Genomic DNA, 19442 nt, shown 5'->3' with positions numbered 1-19442 from the left:
GGACGCGGAGAGTGTGCGAAGAAGGAGGGCATGGCTGAGAAGAAGACCATCACAGTGTTCGGTGCCACCGGCTCGCAGGGCGGCAGCCTGGTGCGGGCGATCCTGGCGGACCCCGGGAGCGGCTTCGCGGTGCGCGCCGTGACCCGCCGCGCGGACTCGCCGCAGGCCGCGGAGCTGACCCGGCTCGGGGCGCAGGTGGTCCAGGCGGACATGGACGACGAGTCGAGCCTGGCACCCGCCTTCGAGCACGCCTACGGGGCGTACCTGGTCACGAACTTCTGGGAGCACATGTCCGCCGAGCGCGAGAAGGCCCAGGCCCTGGCCCTCGCCCGGGCGGCCTCCCACGCCGGGATCCAGCACGCGATCTGGTCCACGCTGGAGGACACCCGCAGCTGCATCCCGGTCGAGGACCCGCGGATGCCCACGCTCCAGGAGCGGTACAAGGTGCCGCACTTCGACGGCAAGGCGGAGGCGGACCACTACTTCGCCGAGGAGGGCGTCCCCACCACCTTCCTGCGGACCACCTTCTTCTGGGAGAACCTGCTCACCACCTTCGCCCCGCGCCGCGCCGCGGACGGTGTCCTCGAGCTGGCCCTCCCGATGGGCGACAGCAGGCTCTCCGGCATCGCCGTGGCGGACGTCGGCAGGACCGCCCTGGCGGTCTTCGAGCGGGACACCGACCTGATCGCCGCCACCGTCAGCATCGCCGGCGAGCACCTCACGCTGGCCGAGATGGCCGCGGCCCTCACCGAGACGGTCGGCGAGACCGTGCGCTACCGCCCGCTGAGCGCGGACGCCTTCCGGGCCCAGGATTTCCCGGGCGCCGACGAGGCCGGGAACATGTTCCAGTACTACGCCGACTGCGCGGACCGTTTCACCGCGGCCCGCGACCTGACCGCCGTCCGCGAACTCGACCCCGGACTCCAGGACTTCGGGACCTGGCTCGCCGCCCACCGCGACGAACTGCGCACCGCGCTCGCCGAGTAGCCCGCGCGGGCCCGGTACCGCGCCGACCGGGCCCGCCCGGGCCCGCCCGGTCCGCTGTCGGCGGCACACGGCATGCTGAGCCCGTGCAGATTCCGCAGCAGGTTCTTCATGTCCCGGGCGGCACGGGCCGGATGGTGGTGTGCGGCGACGACGGTCTGGCCCGGAGGCTGGCGGCCGAACTCGGCGACATGTACGGGGAACGCGTCACGCTGGTCGTGCCGCCCGCGAGCGAGCCGCCGCTCGCGGTGGGACCGACGGCCAGGCGCGGGCGCTGGGGGCGCACCTCGGCGTCCCGGGTGCTGCGCGGACCGGCGGGGGAGCGGCCGCCGGAGGAGCCGCGGATCGTGGAGGCCGCGGAGCCGGACGAGGAGGTGCTGGCCGCCGTGGTGGCCGGCGCCGCCGGGCTCGCGCTCGTCTACGAGGACGACGACCGCAACGTACGGGCCGCCCTGGTGGCCCGGCGGCTCAACCCCGGGCTGCGGCTGGTGATCCGGCTCTACAACCGCAAGCTCGGCGAGCACCTCGAGGACCTGCTGGACCAGGCGGCGATCGTCGCCGGACCGGGGAGCCGCCCGCGCGACCGGGACTCCGTCACCACCGTGCTGTCCGACGCCGACACGGCCGCACCCGCCCTCGCCGCGAGCGCGGTCGCCGGTACGAGCAAGGTGGTCCAGGCGGACGGCCTGCTGCTGCGCGCGGTGGAGCGTACGCCTCCGGGCCGCGGCGAGACGGCCGACCCCGGTCTGTGCACCCTCGCCCTGCTGTCCGCGACGTCCACCGACCCGGCCGGCAGCGAGAGTTCGGTGCTCGGCGGAGAGCGCGGACTGCAACTGCTGCCCGACGACCGTGCGGTGGCGGCCGCGACGGGACGCGGCATCGTGGCCCTGGAAACGGTGACGTACGCGGGCCCCGCCCAGGCGGCGGCCCCGCGGCTGAGCGCCGCCGCACTGCCGGTGGCCTCGCTGTTCTCCCGGAGGCTGCGCTGGTCGCTGGCCGGCATCGTGGCCGCCGTCACCGCACTGGCCGTGGCCTCCTGGCTGACCACGGGCGATCACCCCCTGCACGCCGCGTACGTCACCCTGCTCGACATCTTCGCGATCAACGACCCGGCGGTGGGCGCCCCGACGCAGCGGCAGGTGCTGCAGATCCTGGCCGGGTTCGTGGGCCTTCTGCTGCTGCCGGTCCTGGTGGCGGCCGCGCTCGAGGCGCTGGGGGCCTTCCGTACGGCCACGGTGCTGCGCCGCCCGCCCCGGGGGCTGTCCGGGCACGTGGTGCTGCTGGGGCTGGGCAAGATCGGTACCCGGGTGCTGGCGCAGCTGCGGGAGCTGGAGATCCCGGTGGTCTGCGTGGAGTCCGACCCGCGCGCCCGCGGACTGGCCCTGGCCCGCCGGCTGCGGGTGCCCGTGGTCGTCGGGGACGTCACCGACGAGGGGGTGCTGGAGGCCGCCCGCGTCCACCGGGCGCACTCCCTGCTCGCCCTGACCAGCTCGGACACCACCAACCTGGAGGCCGCCCTGTACGCGCGCGGGGTCAAGCCCGACCTCCGGGTCGTGATGCGGCTGTACGAGGACGACTTCGCGACCGCCGTCTACCGCACCCTGCGCGCCGCGCACCCGGGCGCGCTCACCCGCAGCCGCAGCGTCACCCACCTCGCCGCCCCGGCCTTCGCCGGGGCGATGATGGGCCGGCAGATCCTCGGGGCGATAGCGGTGGAGCGCCGGGTGCTGCTCTTCGCCGTCGTCGACGTGGCGGGCCACCCGCAGCTCGAAGGCCGGACCGTCACCGAGTCCTTCGAGCCGGGCGCCTGGCGGGTCGTCGCCCTCGACACCGCCTCGCCCGCGGAGCGCCGCCCCGACCTGGCCACCGTCCCGCGCGAGGGTACGGTTCCCGGCCCCGGGCTGGTGTGGCAGCTGCACCCGGGTTACGTCCTCAGGCCCGAGGACCGCGTGGTCCTGGCCGCCACCCGCCGGGGCCTGGCCGAACTCCTCGGCCGTACGGGAGCTTCGGCCCCCCGATCCTGACGGCCGCGGCCGGGCGACCGGCTGGAAGGAGGGCTCGGCACCGCCCCAGGGCCCTGCGAACGACCCGGTTCCGGCCATCAGAATCAGAGAGATTTTCTAGAACTAGACTCCAAATTGATGCGGTGCCTGGGCCACACTCGGCCCATGGCCAACAACCTCGTTCGCCCACGCCCGGCGAGATCGTCCCGGTTCGCCCGCCTCCTGCGCGCGAAGGCCGCGGTCCTCGCCCTGGCGGCGGCCGTCCTCCTCGTGGGCACACCGCCCGTACACGCGGATCCCCCGGGGCCGCCCGCCATGACCGACGGGTTCGGCCTGACCCAGACCGCCGCGGTGACCGGCACCGGAACCAACTTCGTGCTGACCGTCACCACGCCGCAGGTCGCGGGGGAGCACCGGATCCGGATCCTGCTGCCCCGCGACTACGCCGCCGACCGGGCCAGGCGCTATCCGGTCCTCTACTTCCTGCACGGCGCGTCCGACGACCCGGGGAACCCCGCGATCGCCTACCCCGCGCTCACCGCCGCCCAGTCGATGATCACGGTCATCCCGGACGGCGGCCGCCGCGGCTGGTACGCCGACTGGATCGACCAGAAGACCGCGGCCGGGGCGCAGAACTGGGAGACCTTCCACATCAACCAGGTCATCCCCTTCATCGACGCCAACCTGCGCACCCTCACCGGCAAGGAGGGCCGGGCCGTCGCGGGCCTGTCCATGGGCGGATTCGGCGCACTGCACTACGCACAGCGCCACCCCGGCCTGTTCAGCCAGGTCGCCACCCTCTCCGGTGCCAACGACCTGTCCAGGAACCACATGGTCACCCGCGGTGCGGTCGTCGCCACGCTCACCAACGTCGGCGCCCCGCTGTGCGGTTCCAGCTCCGGCCCCTCCTGCAACCTCGAGTTCGGGCCGACCGTCTCCAGCGACGCGATCTTCGGCACCCCGTATCCGGTGTTCGACGCCGACTGGCGCTGGAACGCGGCGGATCCCAGCTCGCACATGGCCGCCCTGGCCGGCATGGGCATCGCCGTCTACACCGGCTCCGGCAACGGCAACCCGGCCGACTTCGAGTTCTGGGCCGAGTCCGCGGCGCGCAACACCAAGGCCGCGCTCGACGCCCTCGGCCTCCCGTACCACTACGTGAACTACGGCAACGGCTCCGGCTGGGGCGAGAACTGCCACGGCGGCCACGAAAGCGGCTGCTGGAGCCAGGACCTCGTGGACTGGGTCCCGCGCCTGGAGGCGGCCTTCGCCGCCGCCACCGCGGCCTGACCCCTCCGACGCGTCGCCCGACGCGTCGCCCACCGCACCCGAGCCACCGCTCCCACCCGACCGAACGCAAGGAAAGGCCCGACCCATGACCGCAATCCCGGCCACCGCGCCGGAACGCGCCACGTCCTGGCTGCGCTTGCTTGCCGCCGCGTTGGCGACGTGCTGCGTCGCCCTCGGCATCCTGGCCTCCCCGCTCACGGCGGCCCCGGCGAACGCCGCCGCCCGCGCCGACGGAGCGGCCCCGGCGAGCGGCGCCGACCGCGCCGACGGCGCCGCCCTCCAGGGCGTGAACTTCACCTCCGTCAGCAACAGCCGCCGCCTCGACGTGCAGAACGGCTCGCGCGCCGACGGCGCGTACGTCGTCACCAACTCCGCGCCCGGCCACCACCAGGCCTGGAACCTGGCCGTCGACCCGGCCGACTTCAGCTTCGCCATCGTCAACGGCACCACCGGCAAGTGCATCGACCTCAGCTGGCCCGCGCTGCGGCAGCAGACCTGCCGCGGACAGAAGAGCCAGAAGTGGTACTTCCAGCCGGTGGCGGGCTCCACCACCGCGTTCATGATCCGCAACGCGAGCGACAACTCCTGCCTCGACCTCATCGCCAACGCCCAGTACGACGACGCCTGGACCGGTCAGTCCCGCTGCCACGCCGGCGCCAACCAGCGCTGGACCACGAACTCGCCGGCCGCCTGGAACCTGGCCGTGGACCACGGTGCCAAGGCCTGCCAGAAGGACCCCTCCAGCTGCTCCTGGGCCGTACGCAGCGAGGCCCCCGCCGCGCCCCTGCCGAAGGTCTGCGCCTCCGCAGTCTGGTACAACAACTCCTCGTCCCCGGTCAGCCAGTCCTTCTCGGTGAACAAGACCACCGGCTGGCAGAGCAGCATCGGGACGACGCTGTCCTCGGAGCTCGGCGGCGGCGCCGCCCCCGCCCTGGAGGTGGCCGTCTCCACCACCCTGTCGTTCCAGAACGTGTGGAGCGGCTCGACGAGCGTCGGTGACGCCATCCAGGTGTCCGTGCCGCCCGCGCAGTACGGCTGGGTGACCCTGTCCGTGCTGGCGAGGAAGGTGACCGGCAGCTGGACCTTCGACGCCCGCGGCTTCCCCTGGACGGCCGAGGACACCGTCACCGTCCCCGTCAAGGACGACCCGAACGGCGGCGCGACCCTCTACATCGCCAACACCAGCCCCACCTTCACCTCCTGCACCTGAACCACGGCTACGGACCGGCCGGTTGACCCGGAGGTGAGGGCGCGCACAGCATGCTCGCATGGTCATCTCCGGACTCCCCGCCGACAACCGTGAGGTCAGCCCCCGCACCGGCTACACGCGGGAACACTGGGAGGCGGCCGCGGACGGACTGCTGCGCGCCGCCTGGCGGTGGGCCACTCCCGACGGGGCCCTGCTCGACCTGCCGGGGCCGCCCTCCGCCTCCGGAGTCCGCTCCGACGGGCTCGAAGGGTACGCACGCACCTTCCTCGCCGCCGCCTTCCGTGTCGCGGGCGGCGGCGGGAAGGACCCGTACGGCTGGCTCGACCGCTACGCGCGGGGGCTCGCGGCCGGCACCCGCACCCCCGGCCGCCAGGACACGGAATCCTGGCCGCTCATCCGCGATCTGCACGTTCACGGCCAGCCGATGGTCGAATCCGCCTCCGTGGCCCTCGGACTGCGGCTGACCCGGCCGTGGCTGTGGGACCGCCTGGACGGCGCCGTGCAGGACCGCACCGAGGAATGGCTGCGCGGCGCACTGCGGCACGCGCCCGCCCCGAACAACTGGTACCTCTTCCCCTTCACCGTGGCCGGATTCCTGGAGTCCGTGGGACGGGGGGACGCCGAGACGGCCCGGGCCCGCAGCCGCGCCCTCGGCCTCCTGGAGCAGGGGTACACCGGCCAGGGCTGGTACGCCGACGGCGACGGCCGCGCCTTCGACCACTACAACGGCTGGGCCCTGCACCTGTACCCCATGCTCGACGCGCACCTCGCGGGCGGCGACGGAGCCCCGGCCGGCGCCGGGCAGCCGCACGGGGCCCGGCTGCGCACGCACCTGGACGGCCACTCCCTGCTCTTCGGCGCCGACGGCGCCCCGCTCTACTTCGGGCGCTCCCTGACCTACCGCTTCGCCGCCGCGGCCGCCGTCGGCCTCGGCGCCGTGACCGGCCACACCCCGCTGACCCCGGGCACCTCGCGCCGGCTGCTGAGCGGCTCGCTGCGCTACTTCCTGGAGCGGGGCGCGGTCGACGACGCCGGACTGCTCCGGCTGGGCTGGCACGGCGCGCACGCGCCGACCCTCCAGCCCTATTCGGGGCCCGCCTCGCCGTACTGGGCGGCCAAGGCCTTCGTCTGCCTGCTCGCCCCCGCGGGGGATCCGCTGTGGACCGCGACGGAGGAGCCCGCTCCGTGCGAGCGCGAGGACCGGGTGCTCGCCCTGCCGGCGCCGGGCCTGCTCGTCCAGTCCACCCGCGCCGACGGCCTCGTACGCCTGCACAACCACGGCAGCGACCACGTCGGCCCGGACGAGGCCGAGTCGGCGGCCGACGAGGACCCGCTCTACGCCCGCCACGCCTACTCCACCCGCACCGGGCCCACCGCGTCCGGCAACACCCCGGACAACCACCTCGCCCTGGTCGCGGCCGGGACGCGCAGCGCCCGGCGCCGCATCCACCCGCTCGGAGCCGGGCACGGCGACGGCTGGGGCTGGGCCGCCTCCTGGCACCGGCCGGTCTTCGCGGCCGGGACCGGCGTGCCGGGGCTGCGCGTGGACAGCGTCGCCGTGGTCAGGGGCCGGCACGAACTGCGGGTCCACCGGGTCCAGGGTGCCCCGCAGGGGTCCCGCGCGGAGCAGACCGGCTGGGCCACCGGCCCCGGCGACGCGCTCCGGTCCGCGCTCCACCCGCTGTACGGATGGGAGGTCCTGGACGAGGTCCGGGCGCCGGCGGGCACGGCCTTCACCCCGTGGGCCCTCGTACCGCGGCTGACGGCCGGGGCGGCGGGCACGGGCCTGTACGCGGCGCTGGCCACGCTCACCGCGGACCCGGAGCCGGCCCCGCTCGCGGCGGCGGTGACGCGGGTGCGGGCGGACGGCGACGGCATCGAGGTGCGGTGGTCGGACGACGGATCACTGACCCGGATCGGCTTCGGACCGGTGGCCGTGGAGCACTTGCCCGCCGGTACCGACCGGGCTACCGGTCCGCTGCCCCCAGGTACCGCGTGAACCAGTCGCGGGCGAGGCCGGCGACCTCCTCCAGGGTTCCCGGCTCCTCGAAGAGGTGCGTGGCGCCGGGGACGACGTCGAGCCGGTTCTCGCAGGTCAGCCGCGCCTGTGCCTGCCGGTTGAGGTCGAGGACGGTGGTGTCGCGGCCGCCCACGACGAGCAGGGTCGGTGCCCGTACGCCGGCCAGCCGGTCCCCGGCCAGGTCGGGGCGGCCGCCGCGGGAGACCACGGCGCCCACCTCGGCGCCCGCGTCCGCGGCGGCCCACAGCGCGGCCGCCGCTCCGGTGCTCGCCCCGAAGTAGCCGACGGGAAGCGGTTCGCGGCGCCGCAGCCAGTGCGTGGCGTCCGTCAGCCGCAGGGCGAGCGGCTCGATGTCGAAGACGTTCGCGCGACGGGCCTCCTCGGCCGGGGTGAGCAGGTCGAAGAGCAGGGTGCCCAGGCCCGCCCGGCGCAGGGCGGCGGCCACCGACCGGTTGCGCGGGCTGTGGCGGCTGCTGCCGGAGCCGTGCGCGAACACCACCACCGCGCCCGCGTCCGGCGGCAGCGCGAGGTCACCGGTCAGCCGGACGCCGCCCGCGTCCACCTGCACCTCCTCCTCGGCCTCCGCTCCCGGCCCGGTCCCGGCGGCCCGCGCCAGCAGGAGGACGACCTCCTCGTCGGGGGTCTGCGAGAAGTCCTGGTACCACTGGCCCACGGCCGAGAACCCGCTCGGCGTGGACAGGCACACCACCTCGTCCGCCGCCGTGCGCAGCCGGGCGACCGCGTCCGGCGGCGCCACCGGCGCCGCCAGCACCACCCGGGCCGCGCCCATCGCCCGTACCACCTGGCAGGCCGCGGCAGCGGTGGCCCCGGTGGCGATCCCGTCGTCGACGACGAGCACCGTCCGGCCGTCGAGGTCCACCCGCGCCCGGCCGGCGCGGAACCTTCCGGCCTGCCGTACGAGCTCCGCCTCCTCGGCGCGCTCGACCGCCGCGAGATCCCCGGCCGCCGCCCGGCTGCCGCGCACGATCTCCTCGCTGATCACCCGTACCCCGCCCTCGCCGATGGCGCCGAAGCCCAGCTCGCGGTGGTACGGGACGCCGAGCTTGCGGACCACGACCACATCGAGCGGCGCACCCAGCGCCCGCGCCACCTCGAAGGCCACCGGGACCCCGCCGCGCGGCAGGCCCAGTACGACGGGACGCTCCTGCTCCAGGTGCCCGAGGGCCGCGGCGAGGCGCCGTCCGGCGTCCGCGCGGTCGGTGAAGAACACGGTCGCTCACCCCCAGACCAGGGGAGACGGAAAGACGGGCCGGGGAGACGGAAAACCCGGTACACGCCTACTTCGAACCAACCCCACATCGGCACGCACCGCAAATCGGCGGCCCCGGACCCCGGCCCCGGGCCCGTGCGGCAGCGCGTCGTTCCCGAGATTCGGCGTTTCGGCGTGCGGGGCCGCTCCTTCGTGGGCGAGGGTGTATCCGGCTCGCCCGATCCGTTTCGTTCGTGAGGAGACGTTCCGTGAACTGGACGCTCGAAGTCGTCCCGGTCCCTGTCAGCGACATGGACCGGTCGAAGGAGTTCTACGCCGACAAGGTCGGCTTCGCGGTCGACCTCGACGACGAGGTCGCCCCCGGGGTGCGCATCATCCAGATGACCCCGGCCGGCTCCCGGTGCTCGATCGCGTTGCTCTCGGGGATGCCGCCCGCGCCCGGTACGAAGGAGATGGAACCGGGCGCCCTCCAGGCGATCCAGATCTGCGTGACCGACATCGAGGCGGCCCGCGCCGAGCTGGTGGACCGGGGGGTGGACGTCTCGCCGGTGCGCCACGTCGGCGAATCGGGCTGGACGGAGGGCAAGGGCGGGACCTGGAACTCGTTCATGACCTTCGAGGACCCCGACGGCAACGGCTGGGTGGTCCAGGAGGCCCCGTCGGAGCTGTCGGAACGCTGAGCGGGCGGCGGCGCCGTCACCGCACGGCGCCTACGGCCTGATGTTCTGGTTGAGGTGGAAGAGGTTGCCCGGATCGTAGGTGCGCTTGACCTCCACCAACCGGTCGTAGTTGTCCTTGTAGTTGGCCCGGATCCGGTTCTGGTCGTCCTCGGCCATGAAGTTGATGTAGCCGCCCTCCTCGGAGTGCAGGGCGGTCGCCCCGTAGTAGTCGCGCACCCATGCGATGCCGGAGTCGTTGTCGGCGGGGTCGGGCCACATCCCGGCGATGACGGTGGCGAACGCGGCGTCGCGGTAGGCGTAGGCCGTCGCGTCCGGTGCGACGCGGTGGCAGGCGCCGTTGACGGGGTAGATGTGCACGGTCGAGTTCACGGCGGGCAGCCGCGGCCCGAACCGCAGGTGCGCCTCGATCGCCTCGTCGGTCAGCTCGGTCATGAAGTTGGCCTTCCAGTAGTGCTGGAGGCCGGGCGGCACGAGCGCGTCGAAAGCGCTGTTGAGCGCGGGGTACGGCATGGGCCCGACGTGCTCGGCGACCACGGGTGCGATGTCGTGGAACACCCGGAGCGCGCGTTCGCCCTCGTCGACGGGGCCGGACCAGCAGGCCACGATCAGGGCGAAGGGCTCGCCGTGCCGGTCCTCGGGGATGAAGGGGAGCGGTGGTGCGATCTGGAAGGCGGGGAAGCCGCCGAGTTGCTCCGGGGCGTCGGCGATGAGTTCGCGGAAGGCGCGCAGGACGGTGCCGGCGTCGGCCAGTTCGAACAGCATCGGCCCGCCGTAGACGTCCTTGACGGGGCTGAGCGCGAACTCGAAGGAGGTCACCGCGCCGAAGTTGCCGCTGCCGCCGCGAAGGGCCCAGAACAGGTCCTGGTTCTCCTCCTCGCTGGCGACGAGCATCTGGCCGTCCGCCGTCACCACATCGGCCGACAGCAGGTTGTCGCAGCTCAGGCCGAGTCCACGGGCGAGGTAGCCGATGCCGCCGCCCAGGGTGAGACCGCCGACACCGGTGGTGGAGATGATCCCGCCGGTGGTGGCCAGGCCGAAGGCGTACGTCGCCGCGTTGAAGTCGCCCCAGGTGGCCCCGCCGTCGGCGCGGGCCGTCCGCCTGACGGGATCGACGCGGACGGACCGCATCCCGGACAGATCGGCGACCACGCCGTCGTCGCAGGTCCCGAAGCCGGGCACGCTGTGCCCGCCGCCGCGCACCGCCAGGTCGAGCGCGTTGTCGCGGGCGAAGTCCACCGCGGCCATCGCATCGCCGGCGTTGGCGCAGTGCACGACGGCCGCCGGCTTCCTGTCGATCATGGCGTTGTTGACCTTGCGGGCCTCGTCGTAGCCCTCGTCCTGCGGGGTGATGACCGCCCCGCGTACCCGTGCGCGCAAGTCATCGATCGAGGGCTTGCCCATGGCCGTCGCTCCTCGTGTGGTCGTGCCGCCGAGATTCCGGCACGTTCCACGCTACGCCGGTGCCGTGAAGCCTCAACCCGGCATCCGGGCAGGCCCCGGCGGGGTCGGTCCGGGACCGACCGTCAGTGGTCCTGGGGGGCCACCACGGTGAACGACGCGCCGTCGGGGTCGGTCAGGACGACCGAGCGGCTGGTGGCCGTGGTCTCCACGGGCGAGACGACGCGGCCGCCGAGCCCGGTGGCGGTTTCCACGGCGGCTTCGAGGTCGGGGACGCGGAAATGGACGTGCCAGCGCGGTCGGACCTGCGGATCGGGGGCCTCCTCCACCGCCCCGCCCACGATGCGCGCCGTGGTGTCGTTCCCGTGGCGCAGGACGACGTGGTCGTGTTCGTACGAGACCGTGCAGCAGCCGGTCCGCTCGCCGGCCCAGTCGAGGACCTCGCCGTAGAAGACGGCCGCGGCGAAGGCGTCACGGGTGCGCAGTTCGAGCCAGGCGGGGGCGTTGCCCTGGCCGACGGTCCAGTCGGGGATGACCTCGCCCTGCCAGAACCCGAAGACCGCTCCGTCGGGGTCCGAGGCCAGCGCGGCGCGTCCGGTGCCGAACGCGAGGGGGCCCACCGCCATGGTCGCGCCGCGTTCGACGATCCGCGCCGCGGTGACGTCGGCGTCGTCGACCGCGAAGTACGGGGTCCAGGCGGCCGGCAGGGCCAGCCGGTGGGCCAGCGCGCCGATGCCGGCCACCGGGGCACCGTCGCGGAAGGCGATGGAGAAGCCCTCCCCGAGCCGGGTGGCGCGGAAGTGCCAGCCCATGACGGCCCCGTAGAACCGCTGGGCCGCGGCGAGGTCCCCGGTCATCAGGCTGACCCAGCACGGCGCGCCGAACATCTCGTGACTCGACGTCGACACAGCTGCCCACCTTGCTCGCGATCACCTACGGCCGGGTCCGGCCCACACTAGCGCCGCCGGGCGCCCCCGTTCGCGAGGCGCAAGACACCCCCTACGGCGTACGGGTGAAGGAACGCCGGTAGGAGCGCGGGGGCACACCGCGCCGGCGTACGAACTGCTCGCGGAGCACGGCCGCGCTCGCGAACCCGACCGCGCGGGCGATCTCCTCGACGGACAGTGCGGTGGTCTCCAGCAGCTCCTCGGCGCGGCTCAGCCGCAGGCCGACGAGCCAGGCGTGCGGGGTGGTTCCCGTGGCCGAGGTGAAGCGGCGGGCGAAGGAGCGCTTGCTCATCACGGCGCGCCGGGCCAGTTCGGCGACGGGCAGCGGCTCGTGGAGGTGCTCGCGGGCCCAGGCGAGGACTTCGGCGAGGCGGGTGTCCTGCGCGTCCTCGGGGACGGGGGCGGCGAGGTACTGGGCCTGCCCGCCCTCGCGGTGCGCGGGCAGGACCAGGTCGCGCGCGATGGCGTTGGCGGTCGCGGCGCCGTGCTCCCGCCGGACCAGGTGCAGGCAGAGGTCGAATCCGGCGGCGGCGCCCGCGCCCGTGACGACGCGGCCCTCGTCGACGTAGAGGGCGTGCGGGTCGACCGTGACCTCCGGATGGCGGGCGGCCAGCAGGTCCGCGAACCGCCAGTGGGTCGTGGCCCGGCGCCCGTCGAGCAGGCCGGCGGCGGCGAGCGCGTACGTGCCGACGCAGTGGGCCGCGACCAGGGCGCCGCGGTCGTGGGCGGCGGACAGCGCGGCCGGCACGGCCGGCGCGAGCGGCGTGCGGAAGTCGGCCCAGGGCAGGGCGATCACCAGATCGGCGGTGGCCATCCGCTCCAGCCCGTGCTCGACCGCCAGTGGTACGCCGAGGTCGGTCGGTACCGGCCCGGGCCGGTCGGTGCACAGCGCGAAGTCGAAGCGCGGCAGGCCCTCGCGCGGGCCGAACACCTCGGTGACCACGCCGACGGCGAGCATTCCGACACCGGGCGGGGTGTAGGCGGCGATGGAGGTGAAGGGCGGCATGCGGGGAGTCTGGCAGATTTCCCGCGATCGCCGGGCTCGGGCCCCGGATGCGCCGCCCGCCCGACTACCCGAGGAACGCCGAGGTCGCCGCGGTGAACCGGTCGGCGTCGTCGATCCAGGGGGAGTGGCCGGCTCCCGGCTGTACGACGAGGGAGGCGGCGGGGAAGAGCCCGGCGAACTCGGCGGCCGACCGGGGCGGGCTGTTGAGGTCGAACTCCCCGGCGAGCACCAGGACGGGCCCGGCGAAGGCGGCGAGGGCGGCGCGCGTGGCTTCGGGGTCGAAGGCCCCCTCGGCGCCGAAGAGGGCGACGGCCTCGGCGTTGCCGGGCCGGGCCGCCGCGTGGTGCCGGCGCGCCCGGTCGTCCCAACGGCCGCAGAAGAAGGGGGCGATGGCGTCCACGTCGTCGCCCGTGCCCGCGCCGATCGCCTCCAGCGCGGCGAAGGCGGCCGGGAACCACGGTTCGTCCCGGCGCAGTTGGGCCAGCTCGCGGCGGGTCTCCCAGGTGATCTCGATGCCGACGGCCCGGGTGCTGGGGGTGATCAGCGCGAGCCGGCGCACGCGGTGCGGGAACCGGGCCGCGTACTGGGCCGCGAGGTTCGCCCCGGCGCAGTGGGCGAGCAGGTCGGTCACCGCCAGCCCCAGGTGTTCGCGCAGGGCCTCGACGTCGTCGACGAGGCGGTCGCAGCGGTAGCTGGACGGGTCCTCGGGCACGGCGGACCGGCCGGTGCCGCGCAGGTCGGGGACGATCAGCCGGCGGTGCGCGGACAGGCCGCCGAGGTCGCCGAGGTAGGCGGAGTCGGCGGGGCCGCCGGGCAGGCAGAGCACGGGGTCGCCGGTTCCGTGGGTGCGGTAGGCGAGCCGGGTGCCGTCGGGTGCGCAGAAGGTGGGCATGGCACGGATCCTGCCAGTCACAACCTGGTTGTACAACCTGGTTATGGCCGAGCGGCCCGGTGGGTGTATAACCAAGTTGTGGCAGGTGGAGAGCAGGAACCCCGGATTCCCGAGACGCTGACCGAGGAACAGGCCGAGCGGATGCTCGCCGGCATGAACGAGGTCATCCGCGCGGGCGAGGAGATGCGCAGGCTGCGCACCGAGATGATCAAGGTGTTCGTCGGCTTCGGCTGGACCCAGGACCGGATCGCCCGGCTCACCGACATGAGCCAGCCCGCGGTGTCCAAGCAGGTCACCAAGTACAGGTCGGACGAGCCGCCCGCGGCCATCGGGCTCCGGCTCGACCAGTACGACGCCCCGTGGCTCGAAGGCCGCCTGTGGGGCCTCGCCGAGGAGGTCTCCGAGACCCTCGACGGCGCCGCGCACTGCACCCGCAGCGTCGACGCCCTCGCGCGCGGCAGGAAGCGCTTCACGCCCCGGACCGTCGACGAACTGCGGCGCCGCCTCGAAGAGGACCTGCGACTGCACCGCGACCGGCTGCCCGCCGCCCACCAGACCGCCTACGACGAGATCGGCCGCGCCCTCGACGTCCCGCCGAAGGCCGCCGCCGGCGCCGCGGCCGACCCCGCCGGATCGCCCTCGGTCCGCCGCGCCCTCGCCCACCGGATCCAGCGCGACCGCCTGAGCGGCCAGGCCTGAGCGGCGAGGCCTGGGCCGGGCATCCGGGGCCCGGAGGAAACCGCGGGCGGGCCCGGTGCGTCCCTCCGTGCGGGGGTGGTGTTCATGCCAAAAACGGAACCGCGGAAGCGGCGGCTCGCCGCAGGTCTGCCCGCCGTTGCCGCGGCGGTCGTGTACGGCTGGACCCACTGGTGCTTCGCGGGCCCGGCCTCACCGCCCACCGCCGTCGCATGGCTGGGCGCGGTGGTCCTGCTCGTCGGCGCCTGCGTCGCGTACCGCAGGCTCGTCGGCGTCAGAGCCAGCATCTTCGGCGGGCTCCTGCTCGCCCTGGGGCTGCTGCTCACCGTGACGGCCGCCGAGCAGACGGCCTCCCGTCCGGCGACCGCCACCTGCGCGGTGCGCGAGGTCCACACCAGGCTCCAGGGCTCGCTGGGCGAAGGCGCGCCTCCCGGGAAGACCGTGTACCGCCTCACGCTGGACTGCCCGGGCGGCTACCCCGGCGAGCTCAAGGACGACCAGGCCGTCGCCGCCGTCGGCGAGCAGGTCCGGGTGGCCTACGACCCGCGGCGCCGCGCGTCCCCCGCACTGGAGGGGGAGACCTCGCCGTGGCGGGCCGCGGTCTGCGCGGTGCTCCTCCTCGCCCTCAGTACCGTGATCGCCGGATGGCGCGGCTTCCCGGAGGCGGAGCGGGTTCCGGGCGTCGGGAGACGGCGCCGATGAGCGCACGCGCAGCACGGCCTGAGGCACCGTCAAGGGACGGCCCGAGCACACCCCCAGGCCCCGCCCAGGCTTCACTCCCGGTTCACCCGCGGCTGTCACCGTGGCCGGATGGCTCTCAGTAGACGAGCACTACTGGCATCCGGCGTGACCGCGGCCTTCGGCCCGCTCACCCCCACCGGCCGGGACACGGCCACCCGCACCCTGCGCGGCACCATCGCACCCGGTGCCCCGGACTGGGTCTACCTCCCCCTGGGCGTTCCGCCCGGCAGCACGGAACTGCGGATCTCCTACACCTACGCCAAACCCCCGGTGCCGCCCGGCACCCCGGGCAACGCACTCGACATCGGCATCTTCGACCAGCGCGGCACGGGCCTCGGCGGCCGCGGCTTCCGCGGCTGGTCGGGCGGCGCCCGCAGCGAGTTCTTCCTGCGCGCCGACGCCGCCACCCCCGGCTACCTGCCCGGCCCCGTCGAGCCCGGCCGCTGGCACGTGGCGCTCGGACCGTACACCGTGGCCCCCGAGGGCCTCGACTACGAGATCACCGCCACCTTCACCTGCGGCGACCGGGGCGAGCCCGCCGTCCCCGCCTACCCGCCGCAGCGGGCCAGGGGCCGCGGCCGCGCCTGGTACCGCGGCGACTGCCACCTCCACTCGGTGCACTCCGACGGCCGGCGCACCCCCGCCGAACTCGCCGCGCTCGCCCGGGCGGCGGGTCTGGACTTCATCAACTCCTCCGAGCACAACACCCACGCCGCGCACGCGGCCTGGGGCCCGGTCGCCGCCGCGGAGCCCGGGCTGCTGATCCTCACCGGGGAGGAGATAACGACCCGTACCGGCCACGTCGTCGCCGTCGGCACCACACCCGGCACCTTCACGGACTGGCGCTACCGGGCCCGCGCGACCAGGGCGTGGTGTTCACCGCCCCCGCGGCCACGCGTCTGGAATGGCGCACCACCCCGGCCCGTACCTCCTACGTCCGCGCCGAGGCCCGCCACCCCGCGACGGCCCCGCCCCTCCCCGGTCCTCCGGCGGCGCTGACCAACCCGATCTGGCTGTCGGCCTGACCGCCGCCGCCACCCCGATCCGGTCCCGCACCCCGATGGCGCGCCGGGCACGGCACGGCGCGCCGGGCGGGGACCGGACGCGGGGTTACCGTCGGCGGCATGGACGGTGATCGCCGGGTGTGGCGCCAGTGCTTGCTCAGCGGGGCGGTGTTCGCCGTGTGCATGGCCGGCACCACGCTGCCGACCCCGCTCTACGGCCTGTACCAGGAGAAGTTCGGCTTCTCCGAACTGATCGTCACCGTCGTGTACGCGGTGTACGCCTTCGGGGTCATCGGCGTACTGCTGCTGGCGGGCAACGCCTCGGACGCCGTGGGCCGGCGGCCGGTGCTGCTCGTCGGGCTGGGCTGCGCGGCGGCGAGCGCCGTCTGCTTCCTGTGCGCCACCGGACTGGGCTGGCTCTACGCGGGCCGGCTGCTGTCGGGGCTGTCCGCGGGCCTGTTCACCGGCGCCGCCACCGCGTACGTGATGGAGCTGGCCCCGTCCGGCGGCGGCTCCCGGGCCACGTTCGTGGCGACGGCCGCCAACATGGGCGGCCTGGGCTGCGGTCCGCTGCTCGCCGGGGTGCTCGCGCAGTACGCCGCCTGGCCGCTGTACCTGCCGTTCGCCGTGCACCTCGCCCTGGTGGCCGGCTCGGCCGCCGTCCTGCTGCGGCTCGCGGAGACCGTACGGGAGCGGCGGCCGCTGAGCACCGTACGACCGCAGCGGCCGGGCCTGCCCGCGCAGGTCCGGGCGGTGTTCGGGCCCGCGGCGATCGCCTCGTTCGTGGGGTTCGCCCTGTTCGGGGTGTTCACCTCGGTCAGCCCGGCGTTCCTCGCCCAGTCCCTGGACGTGCACAACCACGCCGTCAGCGGGCTGGTCGTCGCGCTGGCCTTCTTCGCCTCGACCGCCGGGCAGCTGCTGGTCGGCCGGGTCGGGGTGGCGCGCTCGCTGCCCCTGGGCTGCGCCGGACTCCTCGCCGGGCTGGCGCTGCTCGCGGGCGCGCTGTACTGGGACCTGCTGGTGCTGGTGGTCCTGAGCGCGCTCGTCGGCGGCGTCGGCCAGGGGCTCGCGTTCCGCGGGGCGCTGGCCGCGGTGGCCGAGGCCGCTCCCGTGCACGAACGCGCGGCCGTGATCTCGACCCTGTTCGTGGTCGCGTACGCCGGCATCTCGGTGCCGGTCATCGGCGTGGGCGTGCTCTCGGGCCCGATGGGCCTGGAGGGCGCGGGCCTGGTGTTCATCGCCTGCATGGCCGTGCTCGTCTCGACCGCAGCGCTCTACCTGCTGCGCCGCTCGGCGGCCCCGACCCGCGGCTAGTCCGACGCCGGGACGGCGCGGGGACCGGAGCCTGAGAGCTCCGGTGCCCGCGCCGCCGTCCGCCGCGGCCGCTACCAGAGCACGGGGAGCCGCTCCGGCAGGCGCTTCATGAAGCGGGTGCGCCACACGAGCTGGTCCACCGGCACCGCGAGCTGGAGACCGGGCATCTTCTCGACGAGGACCTCCAGGGCGATCTCGGTGTGCCGCTTGCCGAGGGCGGTAGCCGGGCAGTAGTGCTGGCCGCCGCCGAACGACAGGTGGGTGCCCGCGTTCGCCCGGTCGATGTCGAAGGTGTGCGGGTCGGGGTACACGTCCGGGTCGGTGTTGGCGGCCTCGACCAGGACGAGCAGGAGCTCGCCCTTCTTCACCTCGACGTCCCCGAGGGTGACGTCCTCGAGGGCCAGGCGGGGCAGGCCGTCCGCGATCGAGAGGTTGACGCGCAGGAGCTCGTCGACCGCCGCGGGGATCCGGGAGGGGTCCTGGCGGATCTGCTGCCAGACCTCCGGGTGCTGGATGAGCGAGACCAGGGCCATCGTGAGGAAGCCCATGGTGGAGATGACGCCCGCGCCGAAGAGGGTGACCCCGACGGTGGCGAGCATCTCGTCCGTCAGGTGGGCGTAGTCGGGGTCCTTGCGCAGGGCCGCGAGCTCGGCCATCAGGCCGGTGACCGCCGGGTCGTCGAGGCGCTCGACCATGTAGGCCATGTCCCGGTCCCAGTTGAGCTTGGCTCCGGTGACGGGGCAGGCCGAGTTCATGAACGCGATGTCGAGGCTCGCCGCCAGCCGCGGGGCGTCCTCCCCGGGGATGCCCAGGATGCGGCAGTGCAGCTGCTCGGCGTACGGACTGGCGAACTGGCCGCGCAGGTCGACCGGCGCGCCCGCGGTGAGCATGCCGTCGACGAGGGTGTGGGCCTGGGCCCGCATCCAGTCGGTCAGCCCGTCGGTCTTGGGGTTGATGGCCTTCAGGACGGCCTTGCGCAGCCCCGCGCCGGTGATGTTGCCCATGTTGTTGACGACCTCGGGCGGGATCGTCAGCGCGTACTGGCGCGGAACGCCCGGAGCCGAGGTGTCCTTGAGGCTGAACCTCGGATCCTCGAGGACCTGCTTGCACAGGGGATAGGAGGAGACCAGCCAGGCTTCGTCCCCGGCGATCGTGCGCACCCGCTTGACCGGCTCGTCGCGGAGCAGCTCCACCTCGCGGGGGAGCTGGTCGCCGCGCGCGGAGAACGGGAAGTCGAGGAGGGTGTCAGTGGGCATCGGTGTCTCCATCGGCGGGGGTGATCACGGCGTGGCCCTGGTTGCGCGAGGCACGCAGGCCCGAACCTCGGGAGTACAGCAGCTCGGCCATCGGCAGCAGCTGGTGGTAGCAGTTGAGGGAGGAGGGCACGCCGAGGATGGCCGGGGTGTCCAGGAAGAGCGGGGCCTCGGCGCAGACGTACTCCAGGCAGACCTCGCGCTGGCGGAGCGTGGCGGTCTCCCCGCCGAGCACCTTCGAGGAGAGGAACGCGTCGACCAGCGCGTTGCAGGTCTCGCGGAACTCCGGGTCGGTGTCGAGGAGGGTGTTGAGGTGGGCGTGGAGCCTGCGGTACGCGGGGATGTCGGTGAGGGACGACATCGGGCGGGCCCGCAGGCGGGCTCCCGAGGGATCGGCGTCGGCCGCGGCGTTGTTGACCTTGGCGCGGACCCCGCGCAGGTTCTTGACCGCCTTGCGCCGGGCCTCGTCCTCGGGGTAGCCGAGGGCCTCGTACATCTCGGCTACGTGCAGGTCGGTGTAAATGAGGTCGACCTGGCGGAAGTTGCGCATGCCCCAGTGCGCGAGATCCGTGACGCGTTGCGCGGAGAAATAGCTGTTTCCTGGTGAGATGCCGATCACCGCGTGATCGCCTTCGGTGTGGATCACCTGGCAGTGCGGGGTGAAAGGCTGGACCGTGAAGACTTCTGTGGCTGTCGTCAACAGACGTCGGTTCCTTTGGTCGCCGCGAGTCCCGTGGGGCCCTGTGCCCCGGGTGTGGCGGCGACGTGATGGA

General features: G+C 74.2%; 16 protein-coding genes and 1 pseudogene. 10 read left to right on the top strand and 7 right to left on the bottom strand.

What is annotated here, in order from left to right; all coding sequences use genetic code 11:
- The first annotated feature begins 30 nt into the window (after positions 1-30).
- The 5 genes from ACFWP3_RS01975 (at position 31) to ACFWP3_RS01955 (ending at position 7486) form a co-directional block, all read left to right on the top strand.
- Entirely contained in the window at positions 31-987 is a 957-nt protein-coding gene (locus tag ACFWP3_RS01975) for an NmrA/HSCARG family protein (protein WP_384215466.1), read from the top strand.
- A 131-nt stretch (positions 988-1118) separates the two neighbouring features.
- The gene (locus ACFWP3_RS01970) at positions 1119-3008 is read left to right on the top strand and encodes a potassium channel family protein (protein WP_384215507.1); all 1890 of its coding nucleotides are present in this window, start codon (positions 1119-1121) and stop codon (positions 3006-3008) included.
- Positions 3009-3152: 144 nt separating this feature from the next.
- The gene (locus tag ACFWP3_RS01965; protein WP_384215465.1) at positions 3153-4277 is read left to right on the top strand and encodes an alpha/beta hydrolase; all 1125 of its coding nucleotides are present in this window, start codon (positions 3153-3155) and stop codon (positions 4275-4277) included.
- An 85-nt stretch (positions 4278-4362) separates the two neighbouring features.
- The gene (locus ACFWP3_RS01960) at positions 4363-5487 is read left to right on the top strand and encodes an RICIN domain-containing protein (RefSeq protein WP_384215464.1); all 1125 of its coding nucleotides are present in this window, start codon (positions 4363-4365) and stop codon (positions 5485-5487) included.
- A 58-nt stretch (positions 5488-5545) separates the two neighbouring features.
- Positions 5546-7486, top strand: a complete 1941-nt coding sequence (locus ACFWP3_RS01955) for a DUF2264 domain-containing protein (RefSeq protein ID WP_384215463.1) — start codon at positions 5546-5548, stop codon at positions 7484-7486.
- Here the strand turns inward: ACFWP3_RS01955 and ACFWP3_RS01950 are convergent.
- Entirely contained in the window at positions 7455-8738 is a 1284-nt protein-coding gene (locus tag ACFWP3_RS01950) for a phosphoribosyltransferase family protein (protein ID WP_384215462.1), read from the bottom strand. The genes ACFWP3_RS01955 and ACFWP3_RS01950 overlap by 32 nt on opposite strands.
- A gap of 248 nt (positions 8739-8986) precedes the next feature.
- Between ACFWP3_RS01950 and ACFWP3_RS01945 the strand changes: the two genes are divergently transcribed.
- Positions 8987-9418 carry a VOC family protein gene (locus ACFWP3_RS01945; RefSeq protein WP_384215461.1) on the top strand — a complete coding sequence of 144 codons (432 nt, stop codon included), beginning with the start codon at positions 8987-8989 and terminating at the stop codon, positions 9416-9418.
- A gap of 30 nt (positions 9419-9448) precedes the next feature.
- Here ACFWP3_RS01945 and ACFWP3_RS01940 read toward each other — a convergent pair whose 3' ends face one another.
- The 4 genes from ACFWP3_RS01940 to ACFWP3_RS01925 form a co-directional block, all read right to left on the bottom strand.
- Positions 9449-10819 (bottom strand): FAD-binding oxidoreductase, encoded by a 1371-nt coding sequence (locus ACFWP3_RS01940; RefSeq protein ID WP_384215460.1) that lies wholly within the window; start codon positions 10817-10819, stop codon positions 9449-9451.
- A 122-nt stretch (positions 10820-10941) separates the two neighbouring features.
- A complete protein-coding gene (locus tag ACFWP3_RS01935; RefSeq protein ID WP_384215506.1) occupies positions 10942-11673 on the bottom strand; it encodes a VOC family protein in 732 nt (243 codons plus the stop codon).
- A 142-nt stretch (positions 11674-11815) separates the two neighbouring features.
- The gene (locus ACFWP3_RS01930; protein ID WP_384215459.1) at positions 11816-12769 is read right to left on the bottom strand and encodes a GlxA family transcriptional regulator; all 954 of its coding nucleotides are present in this window, start codon (positions 12767-12769) and stop codon (positions 11816-11818) included.
- A 64-nt stretch (positions 12770-12833) separates the two neighbouring features.
- Entirely contained in the window at positions 12834-13661 is an 828-nt protein-coding gene (locus ACFWP3_RS01925) for an alpha/beta fold hydrolase (protein ID WP_384215458.1), read from the bottom strand.
- A gap of 78 nt (positions 13662-13739) precedes the next feature.
- On the opposite strand from ACFWP3_RS01925, the gene ACFWP3_RS01920 reads away from it, so the two are divergent.
- The 4 genes and pseudogenes from ACFWP3_RS01920 (at position 13740) to ACFWP3_RS01905 (ending at position 17416) form a co-directional block, all read left to right on the top strand.
- The gene (locus tag ACFWP3_RS01920; RefSeq protein ID WP_384215457.1) at positions 13740-14360 is read left to right on the top strand and encodes a sigma-70 family RNA polymerase sigma factor; all 621 of its coding nucleotides are present in this window, start codon (positions 13740-13742) and stop codon (positions 14358-14360) included.
- Positions 14361-14444: 84 nt separating this feature from the next.
- On the top strand, positions 14445-15059 hold the full coding sequence (locus ACFWP3_RS01915) for a hypothetical protein (RefSeq protein WP_384215456.1): 615 nt from the start codon (positions 14445-14447) through the stop codon (positions 15057-15059).
- 108 nt (positions 15060-15167) lie between these two features.
- A pseudogene (locus ACFWP3_RS01910) lies at positions 15168-15965 on the top strand (CehA/McbA family metallohydrolase); the annotation flags it as partial.
- A gap of 257 nt (positions 15966-16222) precedes the next feature.
- Positions 16223-17416 (top strand): MFS transporter, encoded by a 1194-nt coding sequence (locus tag ACFWP3_RS01905; protein WP_384215455.1) that lies wholly within the window; start codon positions 16223-16225, stop codon positions 17414-17416.
- A 71-nt stretch (positions 17417-17487) separates the two neighbouring features.
- On the opposite strand, the gene ACFWP3_RS01900 is transcribed toward ACFWP3_RS01905, so the two are convergent.
- Together ACFWP3_RS01900 and ACFWP3_RS01895 are read right to left on the bottom strand one after the other, a co-directional pair.
- The gene (locus tag ACFWP3_RS01900; RefSeq protein WP_384215454.1) at positions 17488-18672 is read right to left on the bottom strand and encodes a cytochrome P450; all 1185 of its coding nucleotides are present in this window, start codon (positions 18670-18672) and stop codon (positions 17488-17490) included.
- Complete coding sequence (locus ACFWP3_RS01895) at positions 18662-19369, bottom strand: tRNA-dependent cyclodipeptide synthase (RefSeq protein WP_384215453.1); 708 nt, start codon at positions 19367-19369, stop codon at positions 18662-18664. The genes ACFWP3_RS01900 and ACFWP3_RS01895 overlap by 11 nt, the downstream gene beginning before the upstream one ends.
- Between the last annotated feature and the right edge of the window lie 73 nt (positions 19370-19442).

The organism is Streptomyces sp. NPDC058525, from assembly GCF_042719495.1.
In the GTDB taxonomy this organism is placed as follows: Bacteria; Actinomycetota; Actinomycetes; order Streptomycetales; family Streptomycetaceae; genus Streptomyces.
The sequence above is the reverse complement of the archived record's forward strand: the minus strand, read 5'-3'. Positions and strand labels throughout refer to the sequence as shown.

Coding starts and splice junctions, on each gene's coding strand:
- ACFWP3_RS01930 (WP_384215459.1), bottom strand. CDS start 12,769: ATGCCGCCCTTCACCTCCATCGCCGCCTACACCCCGCCCGGTGTCGGA.
- ACFWP3_RS01915 (WP_384215456.1), top strand. CDS start 14,445: ATGCCAAAAACGGAACCGCGGAAGCGGCGGCTCGCCGCAGGTCTGCCC.
- ACFWP3_RS01960 (WP_384215464.1), top strand. CDS start 4,363: ATGACCGCAATCCCGGCCACCGCGCCGGAACGCGCCACGTCCTGGCTG.
- ACFWP3_RS01905 (WP_384215455.1), top strand. CDS start 16,223: ATGGACGGTGATCGCCGGGTGTGGCGCCAGTGCTTGCTCAGCGGGGCG.
- ACFWP3_RS01925 (WP_384215458.1), bottom strand. CDS start 13,661: ATGCCCACCTTCTGCGCACCCGACGGCACCCGGCTCGCCTACCGCACC.
- ACFWP3_RS01935 (WP_384215506.1), bottom strand. CDS start 11,673: ATGACCGGGGACCTCGCCGCGGCCCAGCGGTTCTACGGGGCCGTCATG.
- ACFWP3_RS01955 (WP_384215463.1), top strand. CDS start 5,546: ATGGTCATCTCCGGACTCCCCGCCGACAACCGTGAGGTCAGCCCCCGC.
- ACFWP3_RS01975 (WP_384215466.1), top strand. CDS start 31: ATGGCTGAGAAGAAGACCATCACAGTGTTCGGTGCCACCGGCTCGCAG.
- ACFWP3_RS01900 (WP_384215454.1), bottom strand. CDS start 18,672: ATGCCCACTGACACCCTCCTCGACTTCCCGTTCTCCGCGCGCGGCGAC.
- ACFWP3_RS01965 (WP_384215465.1), top strand. CDS start 3,153: ATGGCCAACAACCTCGTTCGCCCACGCCCGGCGAGATCGTCCCGGTTC.
- ACFWP3_RS01970 (WP_384215507.1), top strand. CDS start 1,119: ATGGTGGTGTGCGGCGACGACGGTCTGGCCCGGAGGCTGGCGGCCGAA.
- ACFWP3_RS01940 (WP_384215460.1), bottom strand. CDS start 10,819: ATGGGCAAGCCCTCGATCGATGACTTGCGCGCACGGGTACGCGGGGCG.